Genomic DNA, 25,382 nt, shown 5'->3' on the forward strand with positions numbered 1-25,382 from the left:
TGTTTTCGTGAAGATGGTCGAAATTGGGAAATTTTGATTAAACCAGCTCAAAAAATCATAAGACTCGATATAAAGCAAAGAGTTATTGGAAGTGTATTTTTCGCACTATAATAGTGCAATAATTTTTAATATAAATTATATATAAATATATGATAATTGTGGGGAATTTACAGTTTTAAAAGAAGTTAATTTTATTGAATTTTTATGGCACTGAATAGTGGCAATATTCTTAAGCGAAGATGTTAAAAAATAATTTAAACAATATTCAGTCAAAATGCATGTTGATAAAGCAAATTTAGATGATTTTATAATCAATTATAGTGCATAAAAAAATCTAATTCAGATTTGAGCTGGGATAAAGAATATGGAATGAAGATAAAAGACAGAAATATTTAACATCCATTTTTGATGAATAATTACTCAATCTAGATACAAATAGCCTAAACAATTGGTAGTTTTAGTTTTGATCTCAAAATAGCAAGCCGACAAGATAAGTGCTCATTTTATATTGTATTTTAAGGATTAATCTATGAAACGGAGTATGGTTGCTTGTTTGGCACTGTTCGGAATTCATTCTACTTTCGCAGCCGAAGGTACAGTTTTTGATTGGGGATATGAAGCACAGTCAGCTGCACAGTGGAGCAAGATCAAACCAGAATATCGGGCCTGTGAGGGCTTGAATCAATCACCGATTAATATTGATCAAACCATAGCTGCTGAACTGCCAGCCTTAAAATTCAATTACAGTTCTAAAGCTGAAACCATCATCAATAATAACCGTACGGTACAGGTCAATTTTCATGAAGGAAGTTCGCTAGAGCTGGATCAACAAAGCTTTCAGTTAAAACAGTTCCATTTACATAGCCCAAGTGAAAATACCATTTATGGGAAAAGCTATGCCATGGAAATGCATTTGGTGCATGCCAACGCACAAGGGGAGTTGGCTGTAGTCGCGGTGATGTTTGAACAGGGACAGGAAAATAAAAAACTGAAAAAATTATGGCAAGAATTGCCGAAAAAAGCGGGTGATACTGTTCAGTTAAAACACCAAGACATGGCCGCTGCCTTTTTGCCTGAGCATTTAGACTATTATCGTTTTAATGGTTCATTGACCACGCCACCTTGTTCTGAAGGGGTACGCTGGATTGTATTGAAAGACATTCAGCAGGCATCAAAACAGCAGATACAGGCCTTTTCCAGTTTAATGGAACATCCGAATAACCGACCTGTACAGGCCACCAATGCACGTTTAGTTCTAGAATAACCAAATAAAAAGCAGATCATCCGATCTGCTTTTTATTAATCTTTCATAATTAAATCTTGCAGGATTAGTGCAAAATTTTATTCAGGAACTGCTGGGCACGTTCACCACGCTGGGTATTAAAAAACTCATCTTTGGTACAGTCTTCGACAATTTTGCCCTGGTCCATAAAAATCACCCGGTTGGCCACCTGACGGGCAAAACCCATTTCATGGGTCACACACATCATGGTCATGCCTTCTTTGGCCAGTTCGACCATCACGTCCAGCACTTCATTGATCATTTCCGGGTCTAGTGCCGAAGTCGGTTCATCGAACAGCATCGCAATCGGGTCCATGCTTAAGGCACGGGCAATGGCGACTCGCTGTTGCTGTCCTCCTGAAAGTTGCGCAGGAAACTTGTTGGCGTGAGCACTGAGCCCAACACGATCCAGATAAGCCAAGCCTTTTTTCTTGGCTTCTGCTTCAGATCGCCCCAGCACTTTAATCTGGGCAATGGTCAGATTTTCCATGATACTTAAATGTGGAAACAGTTCAAAATGCTGAAATACCATGCCGACACGGCTGCGTAGTTGGTTTAAATTGGTTTTCGGGTCTTTAATTGAAATGCCATCGACCAAAATATTGCCTTGCTGAAAAGGCTCCAGACCATTGACTGTTTTAATCAGGGTAGACTTTCCCGAACCGGAAGGGCCACACACCACCACCACTTCGCCTTGGTGAATCTGGGTGGTACAGTCGGTGAGTACCTGAAAATCTTTGTACCATTTACTGACATTTTGCAGATCAATCATCACTTTACCATCAGTCATACAGTTAACTTCCTTTGTAATTTTTTAACGGCATAGGTCGCGATCATACTTACGCTAAAGTACACCAGACCGGCAAATAGGATGTATTGGGTCAATAACGACATCAGGTCGCCGCGTACGTAGTTGGTTCTGAAAAAATCCAGTAAACCAATGGCATAAACCATGGTTGAATCCTGGAACAGAATAATGGTTTGCTGTAACAGTAAAGGGGTCATTTTACGGAAGGCCTGCGGCAAAATAATCAGGTGCATGGACTGACCATAGCTCATGCCAAGCGCATAGGCGGCCGCAGTTTGCCCCTTGGGAATGGACTGAATTCCCGCTCGGACAATTTCCGAAAAGTAAGCTGCTTCAAACAGCATAAAGGCCACGATACTCGATACCAGTGCCGTATCAATGGTCAGGTAATTTCCGGTGACTGCGGTATAGATAAACGGCACTGCAAAATAGAACCACATCAGCACCAGCAGCAATGGAATTGAACGGAACAGATTGACATAGCCTTGCGCAAATAAATTCAGTACTTTAAATGACGATAAGCGCATTAAGGCCAGCAGGGTACCAATCAAAATCCCGCCGATGGTGGCACTAAAGACCACTTTTAAGGTAATGCTGAAACCATGCCATAGGGCAGGAGCCGAGAGTTGCAAGTCATTTAAAAATGCAGTGAGCCATTCCATTATTTATCTCCTGCAATTAGGCCAGGAACACGCAAACGCTTTTCCAGCATGTGCATGGCCTGAATTAAAAAGAAGTTAATCACAATAAAAATGATGGTCACATAGGTATAAATTTCGATGGTGTTCTGGGTGTATTCACTGATGGTTTTCATCTGGGAAATAATTTCGGCCACGCCCACCAATGAAGCGATAGAGGTATTTTTGACACAGTTGGTTAGTTCGGAACTGAGCGGTGGCAAAATCATGCGGAAGGATTGGGGCAAAATCACATAACGGTATAGCTGAGCAGTGCTAAAGCCCATGGCATAACCGGCATTGACCTGACCGACCGGCAAAGCTTCGATGCCAGTACGCACCTGTTCACAGACCCGTGCTGCGGTAAATAGCCCCAAACCGACACTGGCTGAAATCAGTGCTGTGGTATTGGCACCCAGATCATTCATCCACCATAATTTGATGGGCGTGGGTAAAAAATTAGGAACCACATAGAACCAGATAAACAATTGAATCAACAAAGGGACATTACGAAAGATGGTTACGTAAGCCGTACCGATGCCACGCGCGGTTGGACTGGGTAAGGTGCGCATGATTCCCAGTATGCTGCCCAAAACCAGAGCAATGCTCCAAGCAACTACGGCAATGACCAGCAGCCAGCCGAGACCGGTCACAATCCAGTTCAAATAGGTTGTGTCACCCACCCCGGTGGGCTGAAATAAGACTCCCCAGTTCCAACTATAATTCATAGTAACTCCTGAGTAGGATCAGGCAAACAAGTCCTTTTCTGCCTGATATATTAAGTTGTTGTTCTAATATTTATTGGTCACGATCATGTGGATTACTGATTAAAGCTTTTAACTGATCAGACATCTGGAAGTTTAGGTTGATATTTTTCGGTGGAATGGGTTGCTGGAACCATTTTTCATACATCTTGTTGATTTCACCGGAGCTATAGGTGGCTTTAATGGCATCATCAACTACCTGTTTAAAGCCAGTATCGCCTTTACGCAGCATGCAGCCATAAATTTCATGAATGGGTACCGTACCGACAATTTCCCATTTGTTTGGATCAGCCGCCTTGGATTTTTCACCGGCAAGCAGGATGTCATCCATCATAAATGCCGCAGCACGGCCATTTTGCAGCATCAGGAAAGATTCTGCATGGTCTTTGGCCGAAATGATTTCGCCAATACCCAATTCCTGCTGATGCTGGCGGATATAACGTTCCGATGTCGTCCCCGCCGTAGTGACCAGTTTTTTACCTTTAAGGTCGGCAAAATCTTTCACTCCGGAATCTTTAGCGGTAAGCAGGCGAGAACCGACTTCAAAGAAACCGACCGAGAAATCGACCTGTTGCTGACGCTCCTTGTTGTTGGTGGTTGAACCACATTCCAGATCCACCGTACCATTAGCCACCAGCGGAATCCGGTTTTGGCTGGTCACCAAGTTATAGCGAATTTTTAAATCCGGCATATTCAGCTTTTTCTTCACCGCATCTACAACTTTTAACTCTAAATCGTGTGCATAACCCACCGGCTGATTTGGATTATCGGCAATATAAGAGAAGGGAATGGAAGAATCGCGATAGCCCAGAACAATGGTGCCAGACTTTTTAATTTTATCCAGCGTGCCTGAAGCAGAGGCATCTCCGCCGGCAGGCTTTTCAGAGGATGGAGCTTTATTGTCAATACACGCACTCAGACTGAGCATGAGTGTGCTTGCACAAAGTAGGGAAGTGATATTACGTTTATGTGTCATGTATAAAACTCCGTTTTTATTTCATTATCATCAAGTGCCTAGCGGTTAATAAAAGCCGCTTATATTGTTATGCAAAAGATGTTTTTCTTTTCTGTACATAAATAGATCAGATTTCATCTTAAGCGAGTTTTCAATGCTTGCTCAAGCAAGTTTTTTTTACCGTTTTGTTACCAATAAATGATTATCAAACAATCAGTTTTTGAAACAAGACTGCATCAGATGCAATGCTAACTGCTGCAGGAACTATGCCATTTAAAATATGATTGTTACTGCTTCGACTCAGTTTGTAGCCGATAAACTTGAATTAAAGCTAAAACCAGTTGAGCTACTGCTGCTTATCTGAGCATCTGTTCTTTGATAGCCTTGGCCCAGCGGCAACAGCCACAGCGCGCGCAGGACTGCTCGGGCTGGTCAGGATGATCAATATAGCCACAGTACATACAGGCATAATAAGTGTTGGGTTTTATCTGGTTAACTTGCTGATATTGCTTGGGAAATAGTGGTAAACCATAACGGACGTCTTCAGGGTGAAAAAGCAGGATACTAAATTTACCATCGCTTTCGAGCAGCCCGGCACGCACCTGACCCAGATGTTCAATGCCTTGCTGGCGCATTTCGGCAAAGAATTCATCGTGTGACATTTTGCCGCGCTTGATTTTCTCCAGTACCAATACACCATCTTCTACAATGTACAGTGACTTGCCTTCCAGTAAATCTTCAAAGGGTTGATATTTCATCATCAGCCAGGTGGTCAGGCGGTACATCAGGATGATCACGCTCATGATCAGCAGGGCCTGAATTAAGGGCAAGTCTTCGGTAAACATTGGGTCGCCGGCAATAGAGCCGAGGGACAAAATAATGGCCAGTTCAAACACCGAAAGCTGCCGGACTCCGCGTTTACCGGTCAGACGTAAAAACAGAATAATCATGATAAACATGCACACGCAGCGCACCACAATTTCAGCGGCAAATTCCCAGTTGGTGTCGTGTATGAAAATACTGGCCCAATCCATGTGTGCTTCCTTTCTCTGCTTTATTCATCATTCTTTTATACTATGCACGAGTAGAGCAGGAGGTATCTTTATAGTTCGGTAAAGAACTGCAATTATTTTAGTGACTTAGTTAATTTTAAAAATTACCTGATCTGAAGCCATGTAATGCTAAGGCTTACTTGCTCAGTATTTTGCTGTGCTTCAGTTTTATTGAAATGAGTCAAAAAATACTTTCACATAAATCAGGTATAATTTTTCTTTTGCTTTTATCTTCCCTATGTCTTTTGCGCTGAAAACCACGCCACAAACTGTTTTAGAGGTATCGCCACAGCATAAAAAGCTGAATGTGTTGATTGATCAGATTGAACAACAGAAGCGTTTGCTCGCTGCATGGCAAAATGCCAAAGATGAAATTCGTGCTTATAGCCAAAAAGCTCTGATGCCTGCTTATCGGGAGCTGTATAGCACACTGTATGAACAGATGCAGACCTTATGGAATAGCCTAAGTCTTTATAGTTTAAGTAAATCGGATCGTACGGTAGTCGAAGATAAAATTCAGAACTTAGCACGTTTACTGCAAGGCTCACATTTGCTGAATCAAAAGCAGATGGATGAAGTGGAAAAGATGCATGCGTACTATGTGCAGGCGAGTGAATACTCAAAGAAGAAAAAGAAAGTTAAAGATCAAGGTGCTGAGCCTGAAAATGAGGGCTTTGACGCCGTTGATGAGTATGAAGATTGGAACAGTGACCAATATCAACAGGCACGTGAGCAAGCCAAACTCAAACGTCAGCAGGGTAAACAAGTGCAAGCTGAAAAGATGGTGAATCAATCGCTGAAAACGGTGTATTTAAAAATTGCATCCATCATTCACCCTGACCGTGAACCTGATGAATCTAAAAAAGCAGAAAAAACCGAGTTGTTACAACGAGCGAATGAAGCCTATGAGCAAGAAGATTTATTCTTTTTACTCAAACTTCAGTTAGAAGTGGAACAAAGTAAAGCGGGTTCAAATAAAGGTTTAAATACCGAGCAAGTCAAGTTTTACCAACAGGCGCTAGAAGTGCAAAGCCAAGCCTTAAAGCAACAGATTCAGGAGCTGATAGATTCTCTTGTTTGGTCAAATAAAGCCAAAATTGCGGTGCAGAAGTCCAAAGGGCAGTTGAATATTGAGCAGTTGTATAAGCAGATTGATGCGGATGTTTCTACGGTCAAGCAACAGCTTAAAGCGGAGAAGCAAAGGTTAAGTTTTATGGGAAGAGAAGAGGGGTTGGAGATGTTATTGGAGCATGGGGTTTTGTAGTTTTTTAATTTCTTTGAAGAGTTTGAATCTTTTTTAAGTATGGTGTTCAATAAAATTTAAGGGATTACCCACTATAGATGTTAACTATTTTAAGTGTTTAAAAAATAGTGATTTTATATAGAGAAAATAATGTAAATCAAATAAAATGCAAAAAAACTTATAATTTTTAGATGAAGTGAGGGTGTATGAAGTTACAGAAATTCATTATTACGAAATTAAATGGTTATCAGAATGTAGAAATTAATATTGATAATAATGTAAAGATCTTAGTTGCTGAAAATGGTTCTGGTAAAACAACAATATTAAATATTTTATATTGTTGTTTGACTAATAATACTAGTAAGTTAAAGAATTTTATTTTTGAAAAGGCAGAATTAATTTTTTCAAATGAGGAAAAAACAGTTTTTTATAAGGATGATTTAGAGAAAGAATATAATGAGAATTTCGATGGGGTTTGGGAAAATTACTCGAGATTGAGACCAAGTGAACACTTTTTTCTTAATCAAAAGTTAAATAGTTTGTTTGGCTCAATTGGAACAATATTTGAATATTCAGGCTATATTGATGCCCAAATATTTATAAAAAATTATATTTCAATAGTTTTTAAGCTTGATTCTAGAAGTAAATTGTTTAGAAAAAAATATATATCAAAATATTTGATTGATAGTCTTAATTCTGAATTTCCAAGAAGATTTATTGATATAGATGATTTAATTACAGAAAAAGAAGATTTATATAGAGCATATTTTTATTTAAAATCAGGTGGTTTTGATAATTTCTCAGGAAAAAATAGATTTAATACTTATTCGGAAATAACTAAAAAAACTGTATTTTATAAAGAAATTCTGACTATTTTTTTGATGGAGTTGGAGTATCATATAGCTGAGATAAAAAATCTAAAAAGGAGCTCGTATTATAACTCTAAAGTAAGTACTATTTTTTTACCAACATATAGAAGGATTGAGAACGATTCAACAGAAATATTGGAAGATTTTAAAATTAAAGAGGATTCCCATATTTCTTTTGGTATTAAAGATGTAGTAGCACTTTATTCTGATATATTTAAAAAATTAAAGGATCATAGTGTTGAATCATTTTCAAAAATAAATAATAAAATTATTTATCAATATTTGAATGGAAGCAATATTGATACTAATGTATTAATGCATTATAGCCTGGAAGATTTAAATTTAATTTTAGATAGAATTGGTAATGGAATAGATAAGAAAAATAAAGAAAAGATATTGGAGTCAATAGGCACTAATTCAAATAATAGTTATATTAATATTCTACTTATTAATATGATCGAAATTTACGAAGTTCAAAGAAAAGTTGAAAATGAGATCTTAAAATATACTGAAGTCTGTAATAATTATTTAGTAGGTAAGAAAATCGAATACTGTAGAAAAAAAATGCAAATACAATTGCTTCAAAATGGTAGGGAATTGAATTTTAATGTTTTTTCTTCTGGTGAAAAACAAATAATATCTCTTTTTGCAAAATTATACTTATTGCCGTTAAAAGAACTTGATTGGTCTAGTGAAAGCAAAATTTTAGAAAGCCTTCCAAATAAAAAGTTTTGGATGATTTTTGATGAACCTGAACTTTCTCTATCAGTAGAATGGCAGAAAACATTGTTGACCGATATTTTAGAATCTAATAGATGTGATTTCTTGTTTGTAACAACTCACTCACCATTTATTTTTAAAAATAGTCTTAAGTTTCATACTTCAGATATTCGTAACTATATTACTGAGTATTAATAAATGAGTGATAGAGTTAATAGTTTATTAGATGAGCTTGATGAGGCTCCTGAATACATTCTTCATTTTGGTAATGCTAAACATAAGAATTACGATATTTTTGTTGGTATCGAAGGAGATGATCAGCCATATTATGATTCTATTGTAAGATCTAAATTTCCTGATAAAAAAATTGCTTTCATCCGGTGCGGTTTCAAAAAAAATGTTTTAGATTTCGTAGAGTATTTAAAAAAATGTGATTCAGAAGATTATCGAGAGTCTATCTATTTTGGTTTCGTTGATCATGATTATGATGAAGAGTTTATTCCTGAATATAGCGACCGAACCTATGTAACTCCTTGTTACTCTTATGAAAACTTTTATACAACGATTTCAGCATTTCAGAGATTATTAGAAGCTAAATTTCATGTAAAAGACTTCAATGAATTTAGCCAAGATTTTGAAAGTTCGACAACAAATTATTTAAGATGCCGTGATCAATTTTTTAGTTTAATTAAAGATATAGAGGCTATTGTTCGCACTGGTTATCTCATGGAGCAAAAAGGGATTTCAAGTGAGAAAAAAACTCATGTGAGTAAACTTAAGCTAACTCAATCAATAGTATCTGTTAATGGTTTTCAATTTAAATTGACACAAACAATGCAGGATTGGATGGATAATTTGGATAGTTATGTTAAAAGAGAATTATACAATGATGTAAGATTAAAATATGAGGAATTGAACTCTGATGAGCTGAATAATTTTATCAGAGGTAAAATTATTTTTGATTTTTATATACGTTATCTTCATGATTTATTAAGAGATGAAGCAGACGAAAATAGTCTGTGTTTTAATGTAAGAAATCAGACTAGATTGTTCAATGATCAATTAAATGATAGAACTCAGGTAAAGAACTTATTAAATGTAAGGTTAAAATCTACAGACTTGGTAGAGGCCTCCTCTAATTTAGCACCTTTTGCAGACGTACCACCATGTTTGTTGAATTTTTTGGATAACATAATTCAAGAAAAATTACCTATGAGTGCATAAAAAAATCCCCTCAAACGAGGGGATTTTTTGAATCAAACTACAGCATTAAAGCGCTGCAATTTGCTCCATATTCGCTTTAATCTTCGCTAACTGATCAGCAAACTCAGCAAGTTTTACTTTCTCGCCTTCAACCACAGCAGCAGGTGCCTTCGCCACAAAACCTTCATTTGCAAGTTTCGTTGCAATTTGGTCATGCTGTTTTTGAACCTTGTCTAAGTCTTTTTGTAGACGACCCAATTCCGCTTTAGGGTCAATTAAGCCCTTCATTGGAACGAATACAGACACATGACCCACTACAGAAGAAGATGACAATGGCGGTTGTTCAGCGTCGCTAAGGAAAGTAATGCTTTCAACTTTTGCCAACGCTTTGAACAACGGTTCAATACGTGCAATTTGTGCTTTTTCAGCTTCAGTCGTGTTTTGAAGAAGAACAGGCAACAAGCGCGCATTACCTAGACCCATTTCACCACGGATGTTACGTACAGCACCAATCAAACCTTGTAGCCATTGCATATCTGCTTCAGCTTGGTCGTTCATCAATGCTTGGTCAGCAACAGGGTATGGTGCAAGCATAATGGTTTCAGCACCTAGACCAATCATTGGCGCAAGCGTTTGCCAAATTTCTTCAGTCAAGTAAGGCATTAATGGATGCGCAAGACGTAAAGACGCTTCCATCACAGCCAATAACACACGACGAACTTCAGCTTTACGCTCTTCAGATACATTTTCATCATTCAGAACCGGTTTAGTCAGCTCTACATACCAGTCACAGTATTCATTCCAGATGAATTCGTAAATTGCTTGCGCAGCCAAGTCTAAACGGTATGTTGCAAATGCCTGTTGAACCGCAGCTTCTGCTTTTTGCAGACGGCTCACGATCCATTGTTCAGGCAATTCCCAAAGATCAGGACGTGCAGTTTGACCAACCGTTTGGCCTTCCACGTTCATCAATACGAAACGCGTACCGTTCCAGATTTTGTTGGCAAAGTTACGGTAACCTTCCACACGTTTCATGTCGAACTTGATGTCACGACCGGTGTTGGCAAGCGCACAGAACGTGAAACGAACCGCGTCTGTACCGTAAGCCTGAATACCTTCAGGGAATTCTTTACGGGTAGATTTTTCAATCTTCGAAGCCTGTTTAGGGTTCATCAGACCTGTTGTACGTTTTTGTACTAGGGTTTCAAGATCTACACCGTCAATCAAGTCTAATGGGTCAAGCACGTTACCTTTAGATTTAGACATCTTCTGACCTTCGCCATCACGCACCAAACCGTGTACATACACAGTTTTGAACGGCACTTGAGGCGTACCATCTTCATTTTTCATGAAGTGCATGGTCATCATGATCATACGGGCAACCCAGAAGAAGATGATGTCAAAGCCAGTCACTAATACATCAGTCGGGTGGAAAGTATTAAGGAAATAGTTCGCCTTATCTTTCGCTTCATCGCCAGTCCAACCTAAAGTTGAGAATGTCCAAAGACCAGATGAGAACCATGTATCTAACACGTCTTCGTCTTGGTTCAATTCAACATCAGCGGCGATGTTGTTTTTCGCGCGAACTTCTGCTTCGTCACGACCTACATATACGTTGCCTTCCGCATCGTACCAAGCTGGGATACGGTGACCCCACCACAATTGACGCGAGATACACCAGTCTTGAATGTTGTTCATCCACGCCATGTACATGTTGCTGTATTGCTCAGGAACGAATTTAATCTCGCCATCTTTCACGGCTTTAATTGCAGGCTCAGCAAGTGGCGCAATTTTTACGTACCATTGGTCAGTCAATAATGGCTCAACGATCACACCTGAACGGTCACCGCGAGGTGGCTTCAATGTGTACGGTTGGATTTGATCTAACCAGCCTTCAGCTTCAGCTTGTTCAACCAGTTTTTTACGCGCTTCAAAACGCTCTAAACCAATATAGTCTGCTGGAGCAGGGATGGTTTTAGAAATTTGCTCGCCCGCTTTTGCGATGTATTCAAACTCAGCCAACACTTCAGCATTTTTGTTGAAAATGTTGATGATCGGCAATTCGCAGCGTTTACCCACTTCATAGTCATTGAAGTCGTGTGCAGGGGTAATTTTTACACAGCCTGTACCGAATTCTTTGTCTACATATTCGTCTTTAACAATCGCAACTGCACGACCGGTAATTGGCAGGATGATGTTTTTGCCAACGAGGTCTGCATAACGTTCATCATCCAGTGCAACTGCAACAGCGGTATCGCCTAAAAGTGTTTCAGGTCGAGTTGTAGCGACAACGATGTAGTCTTTACCGTCGTAGGTACGCAGTGATTTATCTTCAAAGAAATATTTGAAATGCCACAGCGAACCTGCTTCTTCTTTATCAGACTCTACTTCTAGGTCAGATAGGGCAGTTTGTAGTTTTGGATCCCAGTTAACCAGACGTTTACCGCGGTAGATCAAACCTTGTTCGTGAAGTTTTACGAAAACTTCTTTAACCGCATTCGATAGGCCTTCATCCATGGTGAAGCGTTCACGTGACCAGTCTACAGATGAGCCTAGACGACGAATTTGACGGGTAATGTTACCGCCAGACTGTTCTTTCCATTCCCAGACTTTTTCGATGAACTTTTCACGGCCCAAGTCATGACGGCTTACACCTTGAGCACCCAGCTGACGTTCTACAACCATTTGCGTTGCGATACCGGCATGGTCAGTACCTGGTTGCCATAAGGTGTTTTTGCCAGACATACGGTTGTAGCGCGTCAAGGCATCCATGATGGCATTGTTAAAACCATGACCCATGTGCAAACTACCGGTGACGTTTGGTGGCGGAATCATGATACAGAATGAATCGCCTTTCTGAGATGGCTTGAAGTAGCCGTTCTCTTCCCAAGTCTTGTACCATTTTTTCTCGATCTCGGTAGGATCGTAGGTCGTAGCAATATTTTGCGCAGAATCAGTCATAGTGAAAACAGATCGAAAGTGAATAAAAAATTGCATCTATTGTAGCAAAAAAAAACACAGATTAGGCAGCTAAAGAAAATGCAAAAAATAAGCAATTGGCACATACACAATTAGGTTCTATGATGAGAGTATTATAAAAACAGCGCAGATGATCGCAGAACAATTCTAAAAGGAGATAATTATTATGAGTTATATGATTTCTTTAAAATTAAAGGCCGAAACGCATCAACGGTTCCAGCAAATACACCAGCAACTGAATCAGGGCGAAAACGAAAGTCTGGCCAAACCGCTGGGTGAAGTGCTGGCAGATATCTCCTGTGAAATTGTCGATCAGGTGTTTGGTGAAATTGCCCGTTTATCTACCTCCGGTGATCAAGAATCTGAAAAGGCAGTTCAACAAATTATCGATACCGTCCGTAAATATATGCCGTGGTCGGTTTCATTTTTTGGTAATGACCGCTTGATTCCTATGGTCAATTATTTGATTAAGATGGCACATGAAAAAAATGGTCAAAACTATATTTCCTATCGTGTTGATCATGTGTTGGTGGTGGAACTGCTAGGCTGTGTGGAACAAGTCAAAAGCGGCAATAGCCAATATATTTCGCCTGCTTTGAAAGCTTTTACCGAAATGGTCGATCAGGGCGTGACCCATTTGGTACGTGAGCCTAAAAAAATGTTGAAATTCAATTTTGTGGTTGATAAAACCTTAAATGGTGTTATTAGTTTTACCACGCAAATAGGCTATAAGCGTTTAGAAAAAATCGGGACTTATTACGATGCTCACGAAACCCATCGTTACTTTGACCATTTTCTGATGTTTTTGAATCCAGAGCCTAAAAAAGACAGCTCAAACAATTCTGAATCGTAACTTAAAACAGGAACCATCACATGGCACAGCAGGGCAGTTTAGACAATAAAGTAGTATGGATTACCGGTGCATCTTCAGGCTTGGGTAAGGCACTTGCTCAGGAATGTGCCTTGCAGGGTGCACAGGTGGTTCTGACAGCACGCCGCGTGGAGGAGCTGGAAAATGTCCGTTTAAGTCTTGCCCATCCTGAACAGCATATTTGTATCAGTACAGATATTACCGATGAAAATCAGGTTCGCCATGCCTATGAACAGGTACTAGCCCAGAAAGGTCGTATTGACTGGCTGATTAACAATGCCGGTTTAAGCCAGCGCGCCTTAATTGCCGATACCACCATGCAAACCGAACGCGCGATTATGGAAGTAGATTACTTCTCGCAAGTTTTTCTGACCAAAACCGTACTGCCTACTTTCCTGAAACAGAAGTCGGGCCGGATTATCTTTGTTTCCAGTGTGGCGGGTTTATTGGGTACCCAGTACCGTGCCAGCTATTCGGCGGCAAAAGCCGCGATTCATATGTGGGCCAATAGCTTGCGTGCAGAGGTGGCACAAGATGGCGTGAATGTGAGTGTGGTATTCCCGGGTTTTGTCAAAACCAATGTGTCGTTTAATGCCTTAAATGGTGCCGGAAAACCGCAAGGCCATCAGGATGAAGCCATTGAAAATGGTCTGGAACCGGAAGTGTTTGCCAAAACAGTGGTCACAGCTTTGTTGAACGGTGAAGAATATATTGTAGTGGGTGGCACTAAAGAAAAACTGGGCGTATGGGTATCGCGCTTATCACCAAGCACACTGTATAAAATGATTCGCAAGATGAAGGTGAAATAATTCAAGCGTCCTCCTTTTTTAAGGAAGGAGCTTTAAAGTCCCCCTTTGAAAAAGGGGGATTTAGGGGGATTATCAAAATGGTAAAACTTGGTCAAAGATATAATCTTTCCCTTGCGCACTTAGAATATATTCTGAGGATGCTCACCTCTTAGAAGGAGAGGGATTCCATTATGTAACTCAAACATTTATGAAATAATATGATGCCCCTTTCCCTGAAAAAGTTTAAAGCAGAGCTTTAAACGAAGTGCAAGAGAGGAGTGGGATGAGGATATTTTTTATAAAAACTTAATCCCTCCCAACCTCCCTTTAAAAAGGGAGGAGCTATGCTTTTTGAAAGCCAATGAAATACATGGCAAGTCCCCCTTTGAAAAAGGGGGATTTGAGGAGATTCAAACCTTATTTAATTTACTTAACCCTGAATCGCCGTGCCATAAGCAAACACTTCCACCATGCCGCCTTGCATCCCCATCTCTGTGGTACTTAGGCGTAAGCCCATAATATGGGTGGCACTTATTTTCTCGGCTTCCAGTTTTAAACGGACGATCGCTTCACGGCGGGCACGTTCAACTACACTTTCATAACTGGTCAGACGACCTCCGAAAAAATTCTGGATATTGGCAATCACATATTTAAAGTAGTCATGGGAAATCACCACATTGCTGCTCACCAGTTGCCCCGGATGTGGAGAGGTCTTAAAACGGTTATTGTCCAAGGTGATATAGGCCAAACGCTGTTCTTGTTCATCCAGTTCAGTTAAATGCTTTGTTTCAGTATGGCGACCAAAGCCCCAGCCTATCGCAAATAAAATCACAAAAATGACGACTTTTAAAATAAAGGCATCCATGGCTTAGCCTTGCGTCGGGAAAGGATCAGGCAATTTTTGTGCATTCGTTTCAACCACCACTGCAGTGCCATAAACAAACAGTTCCGAAGCACCTTGAGCAATATTTGAAGTTGAAAAACGCATACCCACCACGGCATTTGCCCCTAGAGATTTCGCTTTCTCAATCATGCGGTTCATGGCTTCCTGACGCGATTCTTCCAACAGTTCGGTATAAGCGGTCAGTTCACCACCGACAATATTTTTTAGACCTGCCAGCAAGTCACGACCCACGTGTTTACTACGCACGGTACTGCCATAGACCACGTCAATTTGACGGAGAATGGTATGTCCCGGAACAGTTTCTAAATTACTCAGCAGCATTTTTTTGATATTCAAATGAAATAGATTCTAGTGAAGATAGAAAATCAGGCTTTAAAAAGCAATAAAAAAGCCTGCATGGCGCAGGCTTTTTTATCACGCTTAAATTATTGAGCGCTGTTTGCAGCTTTACGTTCAGCCGAAGAAGGTGCCTGTTGAACGGCATCACCGGTGTTGGCTTTAAGACCGCCGCCCAGTGTTTTATACAATTCAACCTGGTTATTCATGTTGGCCTGTTCAAGCAACAATAAACCTTGTTCAGCTGCATAAGAGGCACGTTGTGCATCCAGTACCGTCAGGTAACTGTCAATACCGGCACGGAAGCGGGCATTCGACAGTCGATAAGTGGTATTGGTTGCATCCACCAGACGACGCTGTGCTGCTAAACGGTCACCAATATTTTGACGTACTGCCAAGGCATCATTCACTTCGCGGAAAGCGGATTGAATCGATTTTTCATAATCAGACAAGGCAATTTGCTGATCTGTTTCTGAAATCTTGATGTTGGCCTTACGTGTGCCCCAATCGAAGATTGGCAGATCAATGCTAGGACCAATCGACCAGACAAAACCACCCGATTTAAACAGGTCGCTTAAACTGGTTGAAGCATAACCTGCATTACCGGTCAAACTGATGGTCGGGAACATGCGTGCCTTAGCTGCACCGATATTGGCACCTGCTGCAGAAAGTTTATATTCGGCAGCACGCAGGTCAGGACGGTTATTTAGCAAGTCACTCGGTAAGCCTGCAGTTAGGGCACTGCTGCTGGTAATACGTGTTACGCGTTGGCTTGGCAACAGGTTCGCTGGAACCGGCTGGCCGACCAGCAGATTCAACAGGTTTTGTGCCTGTGCAATCTGGGTCTTGTAATTGGCAACGTCGTTACGCGCCGTTTCGACAGAAATCTGTGCCTGACGGACAGGAACTTCACTGTCGATGCCGACATCGAAACGTTTTTTATTGAGGTTATAAGACTCAAGCTGGGCTTTCAGCGTTTGCTCGGCAAGTTTTAAATTTGCATTGGCAAACGAGTAGTTCAACCATGCCTGAGCCACTTGACCAATCAGCGCAATCTGAGTGGCATCACGCGCACTCGACGTTGCCAGGTAAGTATCTAAAGCATTGTCTTTTAAGCTACGAACACGGCCCCAAAAATCCAGCTCATAGGCAGTTACACCTAGACCTACATTGTAGCTGGTCATGGCACCACTGGTGTTGAGCGTGTCTTGACGAAGTACACTACCACTGGCACCAATAGTAGGAAGCTGGTTGTTCTGGGTGATTTGATACTGTTGCTGCGCACGTTGAATGTTTAAGGTCGAAGTACGCAAGTCACGGTTATTGGCTAATGCCAGATCAAGCACTTGAAGCAAGCGTTGATCGGCAAAAAAGTCTTTATAACCTTGCTCAGCAATTGAAGGTCCAGAATTAGCAGTTAGATAACCTTGTTCTGGAATATTTGCTTGAGCTACGGGCTCTGGGCCACGCATGCTTTGACATGCAGTCAAAGCAAGCGCAAGTGCAGATACCGCAATGCTACGACCTGAAATAGACCATACCTTTTGCATCACGATGTTTGCTCCTGATCATTTCGTTTTTTAGGTTTGTATTTAAAGATACTTCGAATCCAGACATAGAACACAGGAATAAAGAAGATACCCAATAAAGTTGAACTGATTACGCCACCCAGTACACCATAACCGACCGAGTGCTGGCTACCTGCACCGGCACCTGAAGCAATGGCCAGTGGAAGTACACCAAAACCGAAGGCAAGGGTGGTCATAATGATTGGACGTAAACGCATTTTTGCAGCATGCAAAGTGGCTTCAAGTAAAGGCTCGCCTTTATCTTCTTGCAGCTCCTTGGCGAATTCTACAATCAGGATCGCATTCTTCGCGGCCAAACCAATGACGGCAATAATCGCGACCTGGAAGTAAATATTATTCGACAAGTTTGGATCTTTCAGTACCACCATGCCGAGGAAAGTTAAGCCAATTGCACCGACAATACCTAAAGGAATCACCAACAGTACCGAGAATGGAATAGACCAGCTTTCATACAATGCAGCAAGACACAGGAATACAATCAGCATAGAAAGTCCGTATAGACCCGCAGTTTGCGAACCTGCTTCACGTTCTTCTAAAGATAAACCTGTCCATTCATAGTCGAATCCTGCCATGCCCATTTGCGGGAGCTTGGCAATGATTTCTTCCATGGCAAGCATCGCATCACCTGAGCTGACGCCCGGTGCAGGAGTACCCTGAATGTTCACCGATGAAATACCGTTATAACGTTCAAGACGTGGCGAACCATATGTCCATTCACCGGTTGCAAAGGCAGAAAACGGCACCATTTGTCCCAGGTTATTACGTACGTACCATTTGTTTAAATCTTCCGGCATCATACGCGCATCAGGTACGGCTTGAACATAGACTTTTTTCACGCGACCGCGGTCAATAAAGTCATTAATGTATGAGCCGCCCCAGGCAATACGCATGGTGTTGTTGATTTCAGCAATGCTTACGCCCATAGAGCTGGCTTTTTCGTTATCCACATACACTTTGTATTGTGGCGTATCTTCCTGACCGTTTGGACGTACACCGGCAAGGCGTTTGTCTTGCGCAGCCATACCCAAGATCATGTTACGTGCAGTAATCAGCTTTTCATGACCGCTACCTGCAGCATCTTTTAATTGCAAGTTAAAGCCGGCAGAAACACCCAGTTCTGGCATTGCAGGAAGCTGCAACGGCATTACATATGATGCATCTTTAGCAATCACGTTTAACGCCATACCACGCTGGATAATGGCACCGATTTGTGATTCAGGCGTAGTACGTTCGCTCCAGTCTTTCAATTTAATGAAGGCTAAACCGGCATTCTGACCAACACCTGTGAAAGAGAAGCCTGCGACACTGAATACAGAATCGACGTTGGCTTTTTCACCTTCCATAAAGAAGCCAGTCATCTGATCAATAACTTTTTCTGTACGGTTAAGTGTCGCATTCGGCGGTAATTGAACCAGAGTCATCACCACACCTTGGTCTTCATTCGGCAGGAATGAGCTTGGCAGGTTCTTGAACAGGAACAATAGACCAGCAATCACCACAGCATAAATAACGCCGGCAATCACTTTATGGATAAGCAGTTTGCCAACCCATTTCTGGTAACCACCCGACATGCGGTCAAAGCTATGGTTAAACCAGCGGAAGAAGCGGGCGAACACACCATTACTTTCCGGCTTGTCTTTATCATGCTGTTTGAGCAAGGTTGCACAAAGGGCAGGGGTAAAGGTCAGGGCAATCGCCAGAGATAAAATCATCGCGGTCACAAGCGTGATCGAGAACTGGCGATAAATTACACCGGTCGTTCCACTAAAGAAGGCCATCGGTACGAATACAGCGGTTAATACTGTGGTAATCCCGATCAGGGCACCCGAAATCTGATGCATCGACTTTTCAGTCGCGCTAACCGGATCGAGATGTTCTTCCTGCATGACACGTTCAACGTTTTCGACCACCACAATCGCATCATCCACCAGCAGACCAATGGCCAGTACCATGGCAAACATGGTGAGCGTGTTAATCGAGAAGCCAAACAGGTTGATGATGGCAAAAGTACCCAATACCACCACAGGAACGGCCATGGTTGGAATCAGGGTTGCACGCCAGTTCTGCAAGAACAGGAACATCACCAGGAATACCAAGATGATCGCTTCAACTAAAGTGTGAACCACACTTTCAATGGAGAGTTTGATAAATGGAGTCGTATCAAATGCCAGTTGGTCTTTCAGATCACTTGGATAGTTTTTGCGAAGTTGTTGCAAGCGTTCTTCAACAGCTGTTGCTGTGTCGAGCGCGTTTGCACCGGTAGCCAATTTAATCGCTACACCACCTGCAGGTTTGCCGTTAAATTTAGAAGTGAACTGATAGTTATCAGAACCCAATTCAACTTTAGCGACATCACCAATCGTCACTTTTGCACCGGAACCGATATTTTTCAAGAAAATGTTACGGAACTGATCAGCTGTTTGTAACAGGCTTTGCGCGTTTACAGTGGCATTCAGTACCTGACCTTCAACAGCAGGCGCACCGCCCAATTGACCTACGGCAACCTGTGCGTTTTGAGTACGCAGGGCAGCCACCACATCACTTGGAGTCAGTTGATAACTGCTGAGTTTTGCAGGATCCAACCAGATACGCATGGCATAAGAGCCACCAAACACCTGCACTTCACCCACACCTGCCACACGGCTCAACGGTTCAGAAATATTGGAGTTTACATAGTCTTTAATGTCGGCGTCAGTCATTGAGCCATTCGGTGAATAGAATGCTAAAACTTGCAGGAAGCTGGCACCTGATTTGGTCACCTTGAGGCCCTGACGCTGTACATCTTCAGGCAGTAGCGCAGTTGCAGACTGCAATTTGTTTTGTACCTGAACTTGGGCAATATCGGGATCGATCCCTTGTTCAAAGTTCAAGGCAATCGATGCCTGACCGTTACCCGCACTATTTGAAGAAATATAGCGTAAACCGTCAAGACCGTTCATTTGCTGTTCAATAATCTGGGTCACTGTATTTTCTACAGTTTCAGCAGATGCACCTGGATAGGTCGCAGCAATGGTCACCGTTGGCGGCGCAATAGTCGGATATTGTGCAATCGGCATTTTGCTGAGGGTTAAAATACCCGCCAGCATAATCACCAATGCAATCACCCATGCAAAAATCGGGCGATGAATAAAAAAGTGAGCCATTTAGTCTACCCCTTATGCATTTGAAGTAGATTTTTGTTCAGTTTTCGGTTGTGCTTGACCGGCTGGCTGGCCTGCTTTATTTGCTTCTGCTGCAGGTTGACCTGCACCTTGAGGCGCAGCGGCTTGAGGTTGGTAAGGCTTCGCAACCACAGTTGCACCTTCTTTCACCTTGGCAATACCATCAACAATCACTTTTTCACCAGTTTGCAAGCCCTTGGTCACAATCCAGTCTTTAGCTTGAACGCCGGCAGTTTCTACCGGACGTGTTTCAACCACACCTTTGGCATTCACGACCATGGCAATGGCTTGACCTGTTGGAGTACGGGTAATCGCTGCCTGAGGAATCAGCATGGCATTCGGAATCACACCTTGCACGATTTGTGCAGTCGCATACATGCCTGGAAGTAATAAATGATTCGGGTTCTGGAACACCGCGCGTAAAGTTACCGTCCCCGTTTCCGGATTTACACTGGCATCCGAAAATGCAAGACGGCCTTCAACCGGGTAATAGCTGCCATCTTCCAGTTTAAGCTTCACTTTAGTGTTGTTGCTGCTACCTAAGCTGCCTTGATTCAACTGCTGGCGCAAACGCAAGAGTTCAGCACTAGACTGGTTAATGTCGACATAAATAGGGTCTAAACGCTGAATAGTCACCAATGGGCTTTCTTGGTTCATTGTTACCAAAGCGCCTGAAGTAACTGTTGAGCGATTAGTTTGACCAGAAATCGGTGCACGTACAGTTGAGTAGCCCAAGTTGATTTCGGCATTTTTCAAGGTTGCACGGCTCGCATTCAAGGTTGCTTCAGCCAGTTTTACTTGCGCAGCGATATCGTCATATTCTTGTTTTGAAATGGCATTTGTACCGACCAATTGGCGGTAACGGCCTTCTTTGACACGTAGAACATTCAGATTTGCTTCAGCGCTGGCAATAGAAGCACGGGCATTATCGACGTTTGCACGGTTTGTGCTGGAATCAATTTGATAAAGCGCCTGACCTTCACGTACATAACTGCCTTCAGTGAATAGACGCTTGAGAATCACACCACTGGTTTGTGGGCGGACTTCAGAAATTTCAAATGCCGTGGTACGGCCTGAAAGTTCTACAGATTGCTCTACGCTTTGTGGTTGGGCAACAATGACACCGACTTCAGTAGGTGGCATTTGTTGGGCTGCTGCAGCTTGCTGCGCATCCTTAGGATCTTTGCTACAACCAACAAGTGCAATACTTGTTGCTAATGCGCAAGCGGTAAGGGCGGGCGCCCAGAGCTTTGCAGACATCATTCTTCCACCTCGATTAGATTATTATCTAAAAACTAATTTGTTTTCGCCCTACTCAATTTGGCATACAGCCGATAAAGTAGTGTGATCCAAATAAAACTTATGCTCCAACCGGCTAAGACATCAGAGAAAAAATGCACGCCAAGGTAAACCCTGGAAATTCCCATGATCAACAACCACATAAAAGCAACAATAACAATGATGTGCTGTTTGGAATGTCGAAGGCTTAGATAAATTGCAAGACAACCCAAGGTAGCGGCATAAACACTATGAGCGCTGGGAAATGCAGCACCATAGCTGTTGACCAGATGATACATTTCGGGTGGGCGAGGTCTTGAAATTACATATTTGAGCAGCCAAACCGTGGCTATACTTCCTATCAGTCCTAAACTAATGAAAATAACATTTGCATATTTTTTATACCAGGCTTGGTGGAAACACCAGACTGTGGTTAAAAATAATACAAATGGCATGCCGCCTATAGTCGAAAGTGTGATGAATATCTTATTCAAAGGCAGGCTACGATGCTGGCTCAGCCATTCCGTGATCACCCAGTCGAAGTGATTCAAGGATGGATTTACTAGCATTAAAATGCTGAAAATAAATAAGAAAAATCCTACACCAAGCAACAAGTAAGGCATGTAAGGAACCCGGGTTATGTTAGCCGATTAAAGTATGACTAATTCATGGTTAAAGTGTACTCATCAGTACACTTTATTTCAAGTGTGTGTAAATTATACTAATTTCTTTTTACCCATTTTTAACCAAGAAGTAAAACAAAAATAATAGATTACTTCTGTGAATATTTTTGTACCGGGCTAAGTTCATCGACTTCCAATGGGGTCTTCGGTGGCCAGAAAAAGTCACTGGGACGGGTCAGGAAGTGCATGAGTACCAGTTTGGCTAAGGGCTTCCATTGTTCAAAGCGAACACGCCGGGCACGTAATGCTACAATAATGGTCAGGCTAAAACTGACAAACAGGTTGGTGAGACCAATCAGCAGTACACCTAAAAATGAAACAATAATTAAACCAATTTCTGGGCTGCCATTCACACAGAGTGTGCCTTGGATAAAGTTGGCCGCAGCAAAGGCAATATGGCGAATATCTAAAGGCAGGCCTAAAATAAAACCAATGGTTCCCATGCTGCCGAGCATAATCCCAAACAGGAAATTCCCTGCCAATGCTCCTAAATTTCGTTCGATATAGGCAGAAAATCTATTCAGGCGTTCTTGTCCCAATAGTTGCTTTAACTTGGCATGTGCTTTTAAACGTGGCCCAACTTTACGGTACACCGCCATATTGTCAAAGTAACCGGCGATCAGTCCCGAAAAGAACAAACACACACCGGCAATGGCAGCATGCGGAATCGCTAAGGATGTAAACGGATTCAGTGAATGTAAGGTCTTGGTGGCTTTGGCATAGCTTAAAAGAGGTTCATCCATGCCGTATTGCCAGAGCAGGGTAATCACTGCAGCAGTCGGAATGGCAATCGAGATATTGCCGAGAATGGCAATAAACTGGGTGCGAATAATATTGATAATCAGCGCAGCCAGTTCAGCAATCTGTGCATTTTTAGAACCTTTTTGCTGCTGTACCGTGGCTGCCAGCGCGGCTGCCGTCATGGCTGGCTGTTTGGTGGCGACGGTGAAATGCAGGACATGAATCAACATGAAACCCAGTGAATAGTTCATGCTAAAAATAAACGCCTGCATCATCGGTGCCATGACCAGACGTGCAGCCAGAATTTTCAGGGTCGCCATGGTGGCAATAATCACACCCGCACCAGCGGCGGATTTGTACATTGACCAAAAGCCTTGCTTGTCGGTACTTACATAATGCTCACCGGTTTTACTGGCATTTTCGGTCACTTGCAAGGCAATTAATTCACTGTTATTTGCCAGTAAAGACCGCACACTCCGTTCACTATAAATGGCAGAGGTGATATCGACCAGCAAGGCACTGAGTGATTGATAACGAATTTTATCTTCTTCAACAATCAAGTTAATGAGCAGTTCGATCCGGTCTAAACACTGTTCCAGCAGTGACAATAAATAAGTCAGACTGATACTTACGCCAATGCGTTTAATGGCACGACGAATTTTTAACACTACATCACGACATTGCTCAATCATCACCAAGGCTTGTGAGGCATCGGGTGAGGCAATAATTGCCAGAGGATCGGTATTTTGATGCAGTGCCTTGTAATGCTGAATGAATTCATTGATTTCCCGGTTCTGTACCAGAAAAGGCGATTCATATTCGGTCAGATCAGGCTGGGCATTAATAAATTCGGGATAAAGCCCAATACCGCTAATCCGGTAAGATAAAACAGTAATGGCTTTAATCAGTTCACTTTTAATTTGAAGTTTTTCTTTTTGGTTGCTATGCCCCTGATTGACTAAGGCAAACAGCTTTTGCCAGTCTTCATCGGCAATACTGTCCAGCCAGTACTTGTCACTGCGTTGATAAAAAACCCGACGGACCAAATCTTGCAGCTGGCTTTCATCATTAATCAGGGGAAGAAAATGAGCACCCAGGCGTTGAGCGAGCTGATTCCAGAAACCATCCAGCGACAAAATACCGGTATCGGCATATAGACTGGTTTGTTTGTAGTGGCTGATTAATTTTAAGATGAAATTTTGCAGTGTGGTGACTGCATGGGGAGTAATCAGTAAGGCTTGAATAAAAGTCTGAAATTTGCGGCTAATTTCTTCAAGATCAGCCGGATCATCTGGCCGAATACGGTTCACTAATTCAATCAGCAGTGAACCATCCAGCACAGCCTGATTAGACTCAAGCTGTTGCTGCATTTTTGAAAATAAATCATTAAAATTGATATGCATAGGCAAGGGGTAAATATCTTCTTTCTAATCCCATCATTGAATTCGGTTTAAAGCCAGCTGGGTCAAGTTAATCAATGCCTGGCGATATTCGCTGTCAGGAAGTGCATCTAGGGCATTCAGCGCAAACTGGGTTTCTTCGGTTGCACGTTGACGGCAATAATCCAGAGAGCCACAGGTTTGCACAATCTCGATCACACGTTCTAATTGGGCTGTACCACCCGTTGCAATACTGCGACGAACAATTTCATGTTCTTCATCGGTGGTTTTTTGCAAGGCAGAGATTAATGGCAAAGTCGGTTTGCCTTCCATTAAATCATCGCCAATATTTTTACCTAATGTTTCAGCATCGGAAGTATAGTCTAAAATATCATCAATAATTTGAAAGGCATTACCAAAGTGACCGGCAAAGACGCGCAAAGGTTCACGGTATTGGGGTGTGCCCGATAAAATCGCAGCGCCTTCGGTGGCCAGTTCGAATAAACGTGAGGTTTTCCCGTGGATAATATCGAGATAAGTCTTTTCCGTGGTTTCTGGCTGATGCTGGGCTTGTAGCTGCAACACTTCACCTTCGGCAATTTCACAGGTGCCGGTAGAAAAGTCTTTCAGTAAGGTCATGTCGTTCAGATCGACCAGCAAATCGAAAGCACGGGAAATCAGGAAATCACCCACGAGAACCGCGGTCTGGTTATTCCATGTGGCATTGGCTGTAGGACGACCACGACGCAAGCCTGATTCATCGACCACATCATCATGGACCAGCGTTGCGGTATGCAGCATTTCAATAATGGCCGCCAGTTTACGCTGACGTTCGATATCTTCTGCACCGCAGGCTTTTGCCGCCAATAAGCACATGATTGGGCGCATACGTTTGCCGCCAGCTTCAACCACGTGTTTACTCACGGCCATCACCAAGGCAACTTTTGAAGTGATCCCTTCATTAATGAAAGTGTCCATCGCAGCAAAGTCTGAAGCAACAGGAGCGAGAATGTCTTGCTTAAAGTCGATGGCCATATGAAGAGAAACCTCTAAAAATTGAATTGCTTATTATAGTGTAACAACTATAGTGGATATAAAGC

General features: G+C 42.1%; 20 protein-coding genes. 6 read left to right on the top strand and 14 right to left on the bottom strand.

What is annotated here, in order from left to right; all coding sequences use genetic code 11:
* Nucleotides 1–529: 529 nt before the first annotated feature.
* On the top strand, nucleotides 530–1,264 hold the full coding sequence (locus LZZ98_RS03515; protein WP_237786671.1) for a carbonic anhydrase: 735 nt from the start codon (nucleotides 530–532) through the stop codon (nucleotides 1,262–1,264).
* A 64-nt stretch (nucleotides 1,265–1,328) separates the two neighbouring features.
* Here the strand turns inward: LZZ98_RS03515 and LZZ98_RS03520 are convergent, their stop codons facing one another.
* The 5 genes from LZZ98_RS03520 to LZZ98_RS03540 form a co-directional block, all read right to left on the bottom strand.
* Nucleotides 1,329–2,054, bottom strand: coding sequence for an amino acid ABC transporter ATP-binding protein (locus LZZ98_RS03520; protein WP_237786810.1), 726 nt, complete (start codon nucleotides 2,052–2,054; stop codon nucleotides 1,329–1,331).
* Nucleotides 2,055–2,068: 14 nt separating this feature from the next.
* Complete coding sequence (locus LZZ98_RS03525) at nucleotides 2,069–2,752, bottom strand: ABC transporter permease subunit (protein ID WP_237786672.1); 684 nt, start codon at nucleotides 2,750–2,752, stop codon at nucleotides 2,069–2,071.
* Nucleotides 2,752–3,495 carry an amino acid ABC transporter permease gene (locus LZZ98_RS03530; protein WP_237786673.1) on the bottom strand — a complete coding sequence of 248 codons (744 nt, stop codon included), beginning with the start codon at nucleotides 3,493–3,495 and terminating at the stop codon, nucleotides 2,752–2,754. Before LZZ98_RS03530 ends, LZZ98_RS03525 begins: the two co-directional genes overlap by 1 nt.
* A gap of 70 nt (nucleotides 3,496–3,565) precedes the next feature.
* On the bottom strand, nucleotides 3,566–4,507 hold the full coding sequence (locus LZZ98_RS03535) for a transporter substrate-binding domain-containing protein (protein ID WP_237786674.1): 942 nt from the start codon (nucleotides 4,505–4,507) through the stop codon (nucleotides 3,566–3,568).
* Nucleotides 4,508–4,842: 335 nt separating this feature from the next.
* Nucleotides 4,843–5,520, bottom strand: a complete 678-nt coding sequence (locus tag LZZ98_RS03540; protein WP_237786675.1) for a DUF421 domain-containing protein — start codon at nucleotides 5,518–5,520, stop codon at nucleotides 4,843–4,845.
* 256 nt (nucleotides 5,521–5,776) lie between these two features.
* Between LZZ98_RS03540 and LZZ98_RS03545 the strand changes: the two genes are divergently transcribed.
* From LZZ98_RS03545 to LZZ98_RS03555, 3 genes are all read left to right on the top strand, one after another.
* On the top strand, nucleotides 5,777–6,802 hold the full coding sequence (locus tag LZZ98_RS03545) for a molecular chaperone DnaJ (RefSeq protein ID WP_237786676.1): 1,026 nt from the start codon (nucleotides 5,777–5,779) through the stop codon (nucleotides 6,800–6,802).
* A 185-nt stretch (nucleotides 6,803–6,987) separates the two neighbouring features.
* Nucleotides 6,988–8,565 (top strand): AAA family ATPase, encoded by a 1,578-nt coding sequence (locus LZZ98_RS03550; protein WP_237786677.1) that lies wholly within the window; start codon nucleotides 6,988–6,990, stop codon nucleotides 8,563–8,565.
* A gap of 3 nt (nucleotides 8,566–8,568) precedes the next feature.
* Entirely contained in the window at nucleotides 8,569–9,594 is a 1,026-nt protein-coding gene (locus tag LZZ98_RS03555) for a DUF4435 domain-containing protein (RefSeq protein WP_237786678.1), read from the top strand.
* Nucleotides 9,595–9,639: 45 nt separating this feature from the next.
* Here LZZ98_RS03555 and LZZ98_RS03560 read toward each other — a convergent pair whose 3' ends face one another.
* Nucleotides 9,640–12,534, bottom strand: coding sequence for a valine--tRNA ligase (locus tag LZZ98_RS03560; protein ID WP_237786679.1), 2,895 nt, complete (start codon nucleotides 12,532–12,534; stop codon nucleotides 9,640–9,642).
* Between the two features lie 184 nt (nucleotides 12,535–12,718).
* On the opposite strand from LZZ98_RS03560, the gene LZZ98_RS03565 reads away from it, so the two are divergent.
* Together LZZ98_RS03565 and LZZ98_RS03570 are read left to right on the top strand one after the other, a co-directional pair.
* Complete coding sequence (locus LZZ98_RS03565; protein WP_237786680.1) at nucleotides 12,719–13,405, top strand: hypothetical protein; 687 nt, start codon at nucleotides 12,719–12,721, stop codon at nucleotides 13,403–13,405.
* A gap of 20 nt (nucleotides 13,406–13,425) precedes the next feature.
* Complete coding sequence (locus tag LZZ98_RS03570) at nucleotides 13,426–14,232, top strand: SDR family oxidoreductase (protein WP_237786681.1); 807 nt, start codon at nucleotides 13,426–13,428, stop codon at nucleotides 14,230–14,232.
* A gap of 409 nt (nucleotides 14,233–14,641) precedes the next feature.
* Here LZZ98_RS03570 and LZZ98_RS03575 read toward each other — a convergent pair whose 3' ends face one another.
* From LZZ98_RS03575 to sdsA, 8 genes are all read right to left on the bottom strand, one after another.
* Nucleotides 14,642–15,076: a YbjQ family protein gene (locus LZZ98_RS03575; RefSeq protein WP_237786682.1), complete on the bottom strand. Its 435-nt coding sequence runs from the start codon at nucleotides 15,074–15,076 to the stop codon at nucleotides 14,642–14,644.
* Nucleotides 15,077–15,079: 3 nt separating this feature from the next.
* Entirely contained in the window at nucleotides 15,080–15,436 is a 357-nt protein-coding gene (locus tag LZZ98_RS03580; RefSeq protein WP_237786683.1) for a YbjQ family protein, read from the bottom strand.
* Nucleotides 15,437–15,540: 104 nt separating this feature from the next.
* Nucleotides 15,541–17,001 carry a multidrug efflux RND transporter AdeIJK outer membrane channel subunit AdeK gene (gene adeK / locus LZZ98_RS03585; protein WP_237786811.1) on the bottom strand — a complete coding sequence of 487 codons (1,461 nt, stop codon included), beginning with the start codon at nucleotides 16,999–17,001 and terminating at the stop codon, nucleotides 15,541–15,543.
* Nucleotides 17,001–20,183 carry an efflux RND transporter permease subunit gene (locus tag LZZ98_RS03590; RefSeq protein WP_237786684.1) on the bottom strand — a complete coding sequence of 1,061 codons (3,183 nt, stop codon included), beginning with the start codon at nucleotides 20,181–20,183 and terminating at the stop codon, nucleotides 17,001–17,003. Before LZZ98_RS03590 ends, adeK begins: the two co-directional genes overlap by 1 nt.
* A gap of 12 nt (nucleotides 20,184–20,195) precedes the next feature.
* Nucleotides 20,196–21,464, bottom strand: a complete 1,269-nt coding sequence (locus tag LZZ98_RS03595) for an efflux RND transporter periplasmic adaptor subunit (RefSeq protein WP_237786685.1) — start codon at nucleotides 21,462–21,464, stop codon at nucleotides 20,196–20,198.
* Nucleotides 21,465–21,496: 32 nt separating this feature from the next.
* Entirely contained in the window at nucleotides 21,497–22,102 is a 606-nt protein-coding gene (locus LZZ98_RS03600; protein WP_237786686.1) for a phosphatase PAP2 family protein, read from the bottom strand.
* A 149-nt stretch (nucleotides 22,103–22,251) separates the two neighbouring features.
* Complete coding sequence (locus LZZ98_RS03605) at nucleotides 22,252–24,306, bottom strand: site-specific recombinase (RefSeq protein ID WP_237786687.1); 2,055 nt, start codon at nucleotides 24,304–24,306, stop codon at nucleotides 22,252–22,254.
* Nucleotides 24,307–24,339: 33 nt separating this feature from the next.
* A complete protein-coding gene (sdsA, locus tag LZZ98_RS03610; RefSeq protein WP_237786688.1) occupies nucleotides 24,340–25,317 on the bottom strand; it encodes an All-trans-nonaprenyl-diphosphate synthase in 978 nt (325 codons plus the stop codon).
* Nucleotides 25,318–25,382: the final 65 nt, after the last annotated feature.

The organism is Acinetobacter sp. SM34, from assembly GCF_022012365.1.
Lineage (GTDB): Bacteria > Pseudomonadota > Gammaproteobacteria > Pseudomonadales > Moraxellaceae > Acinetobacter.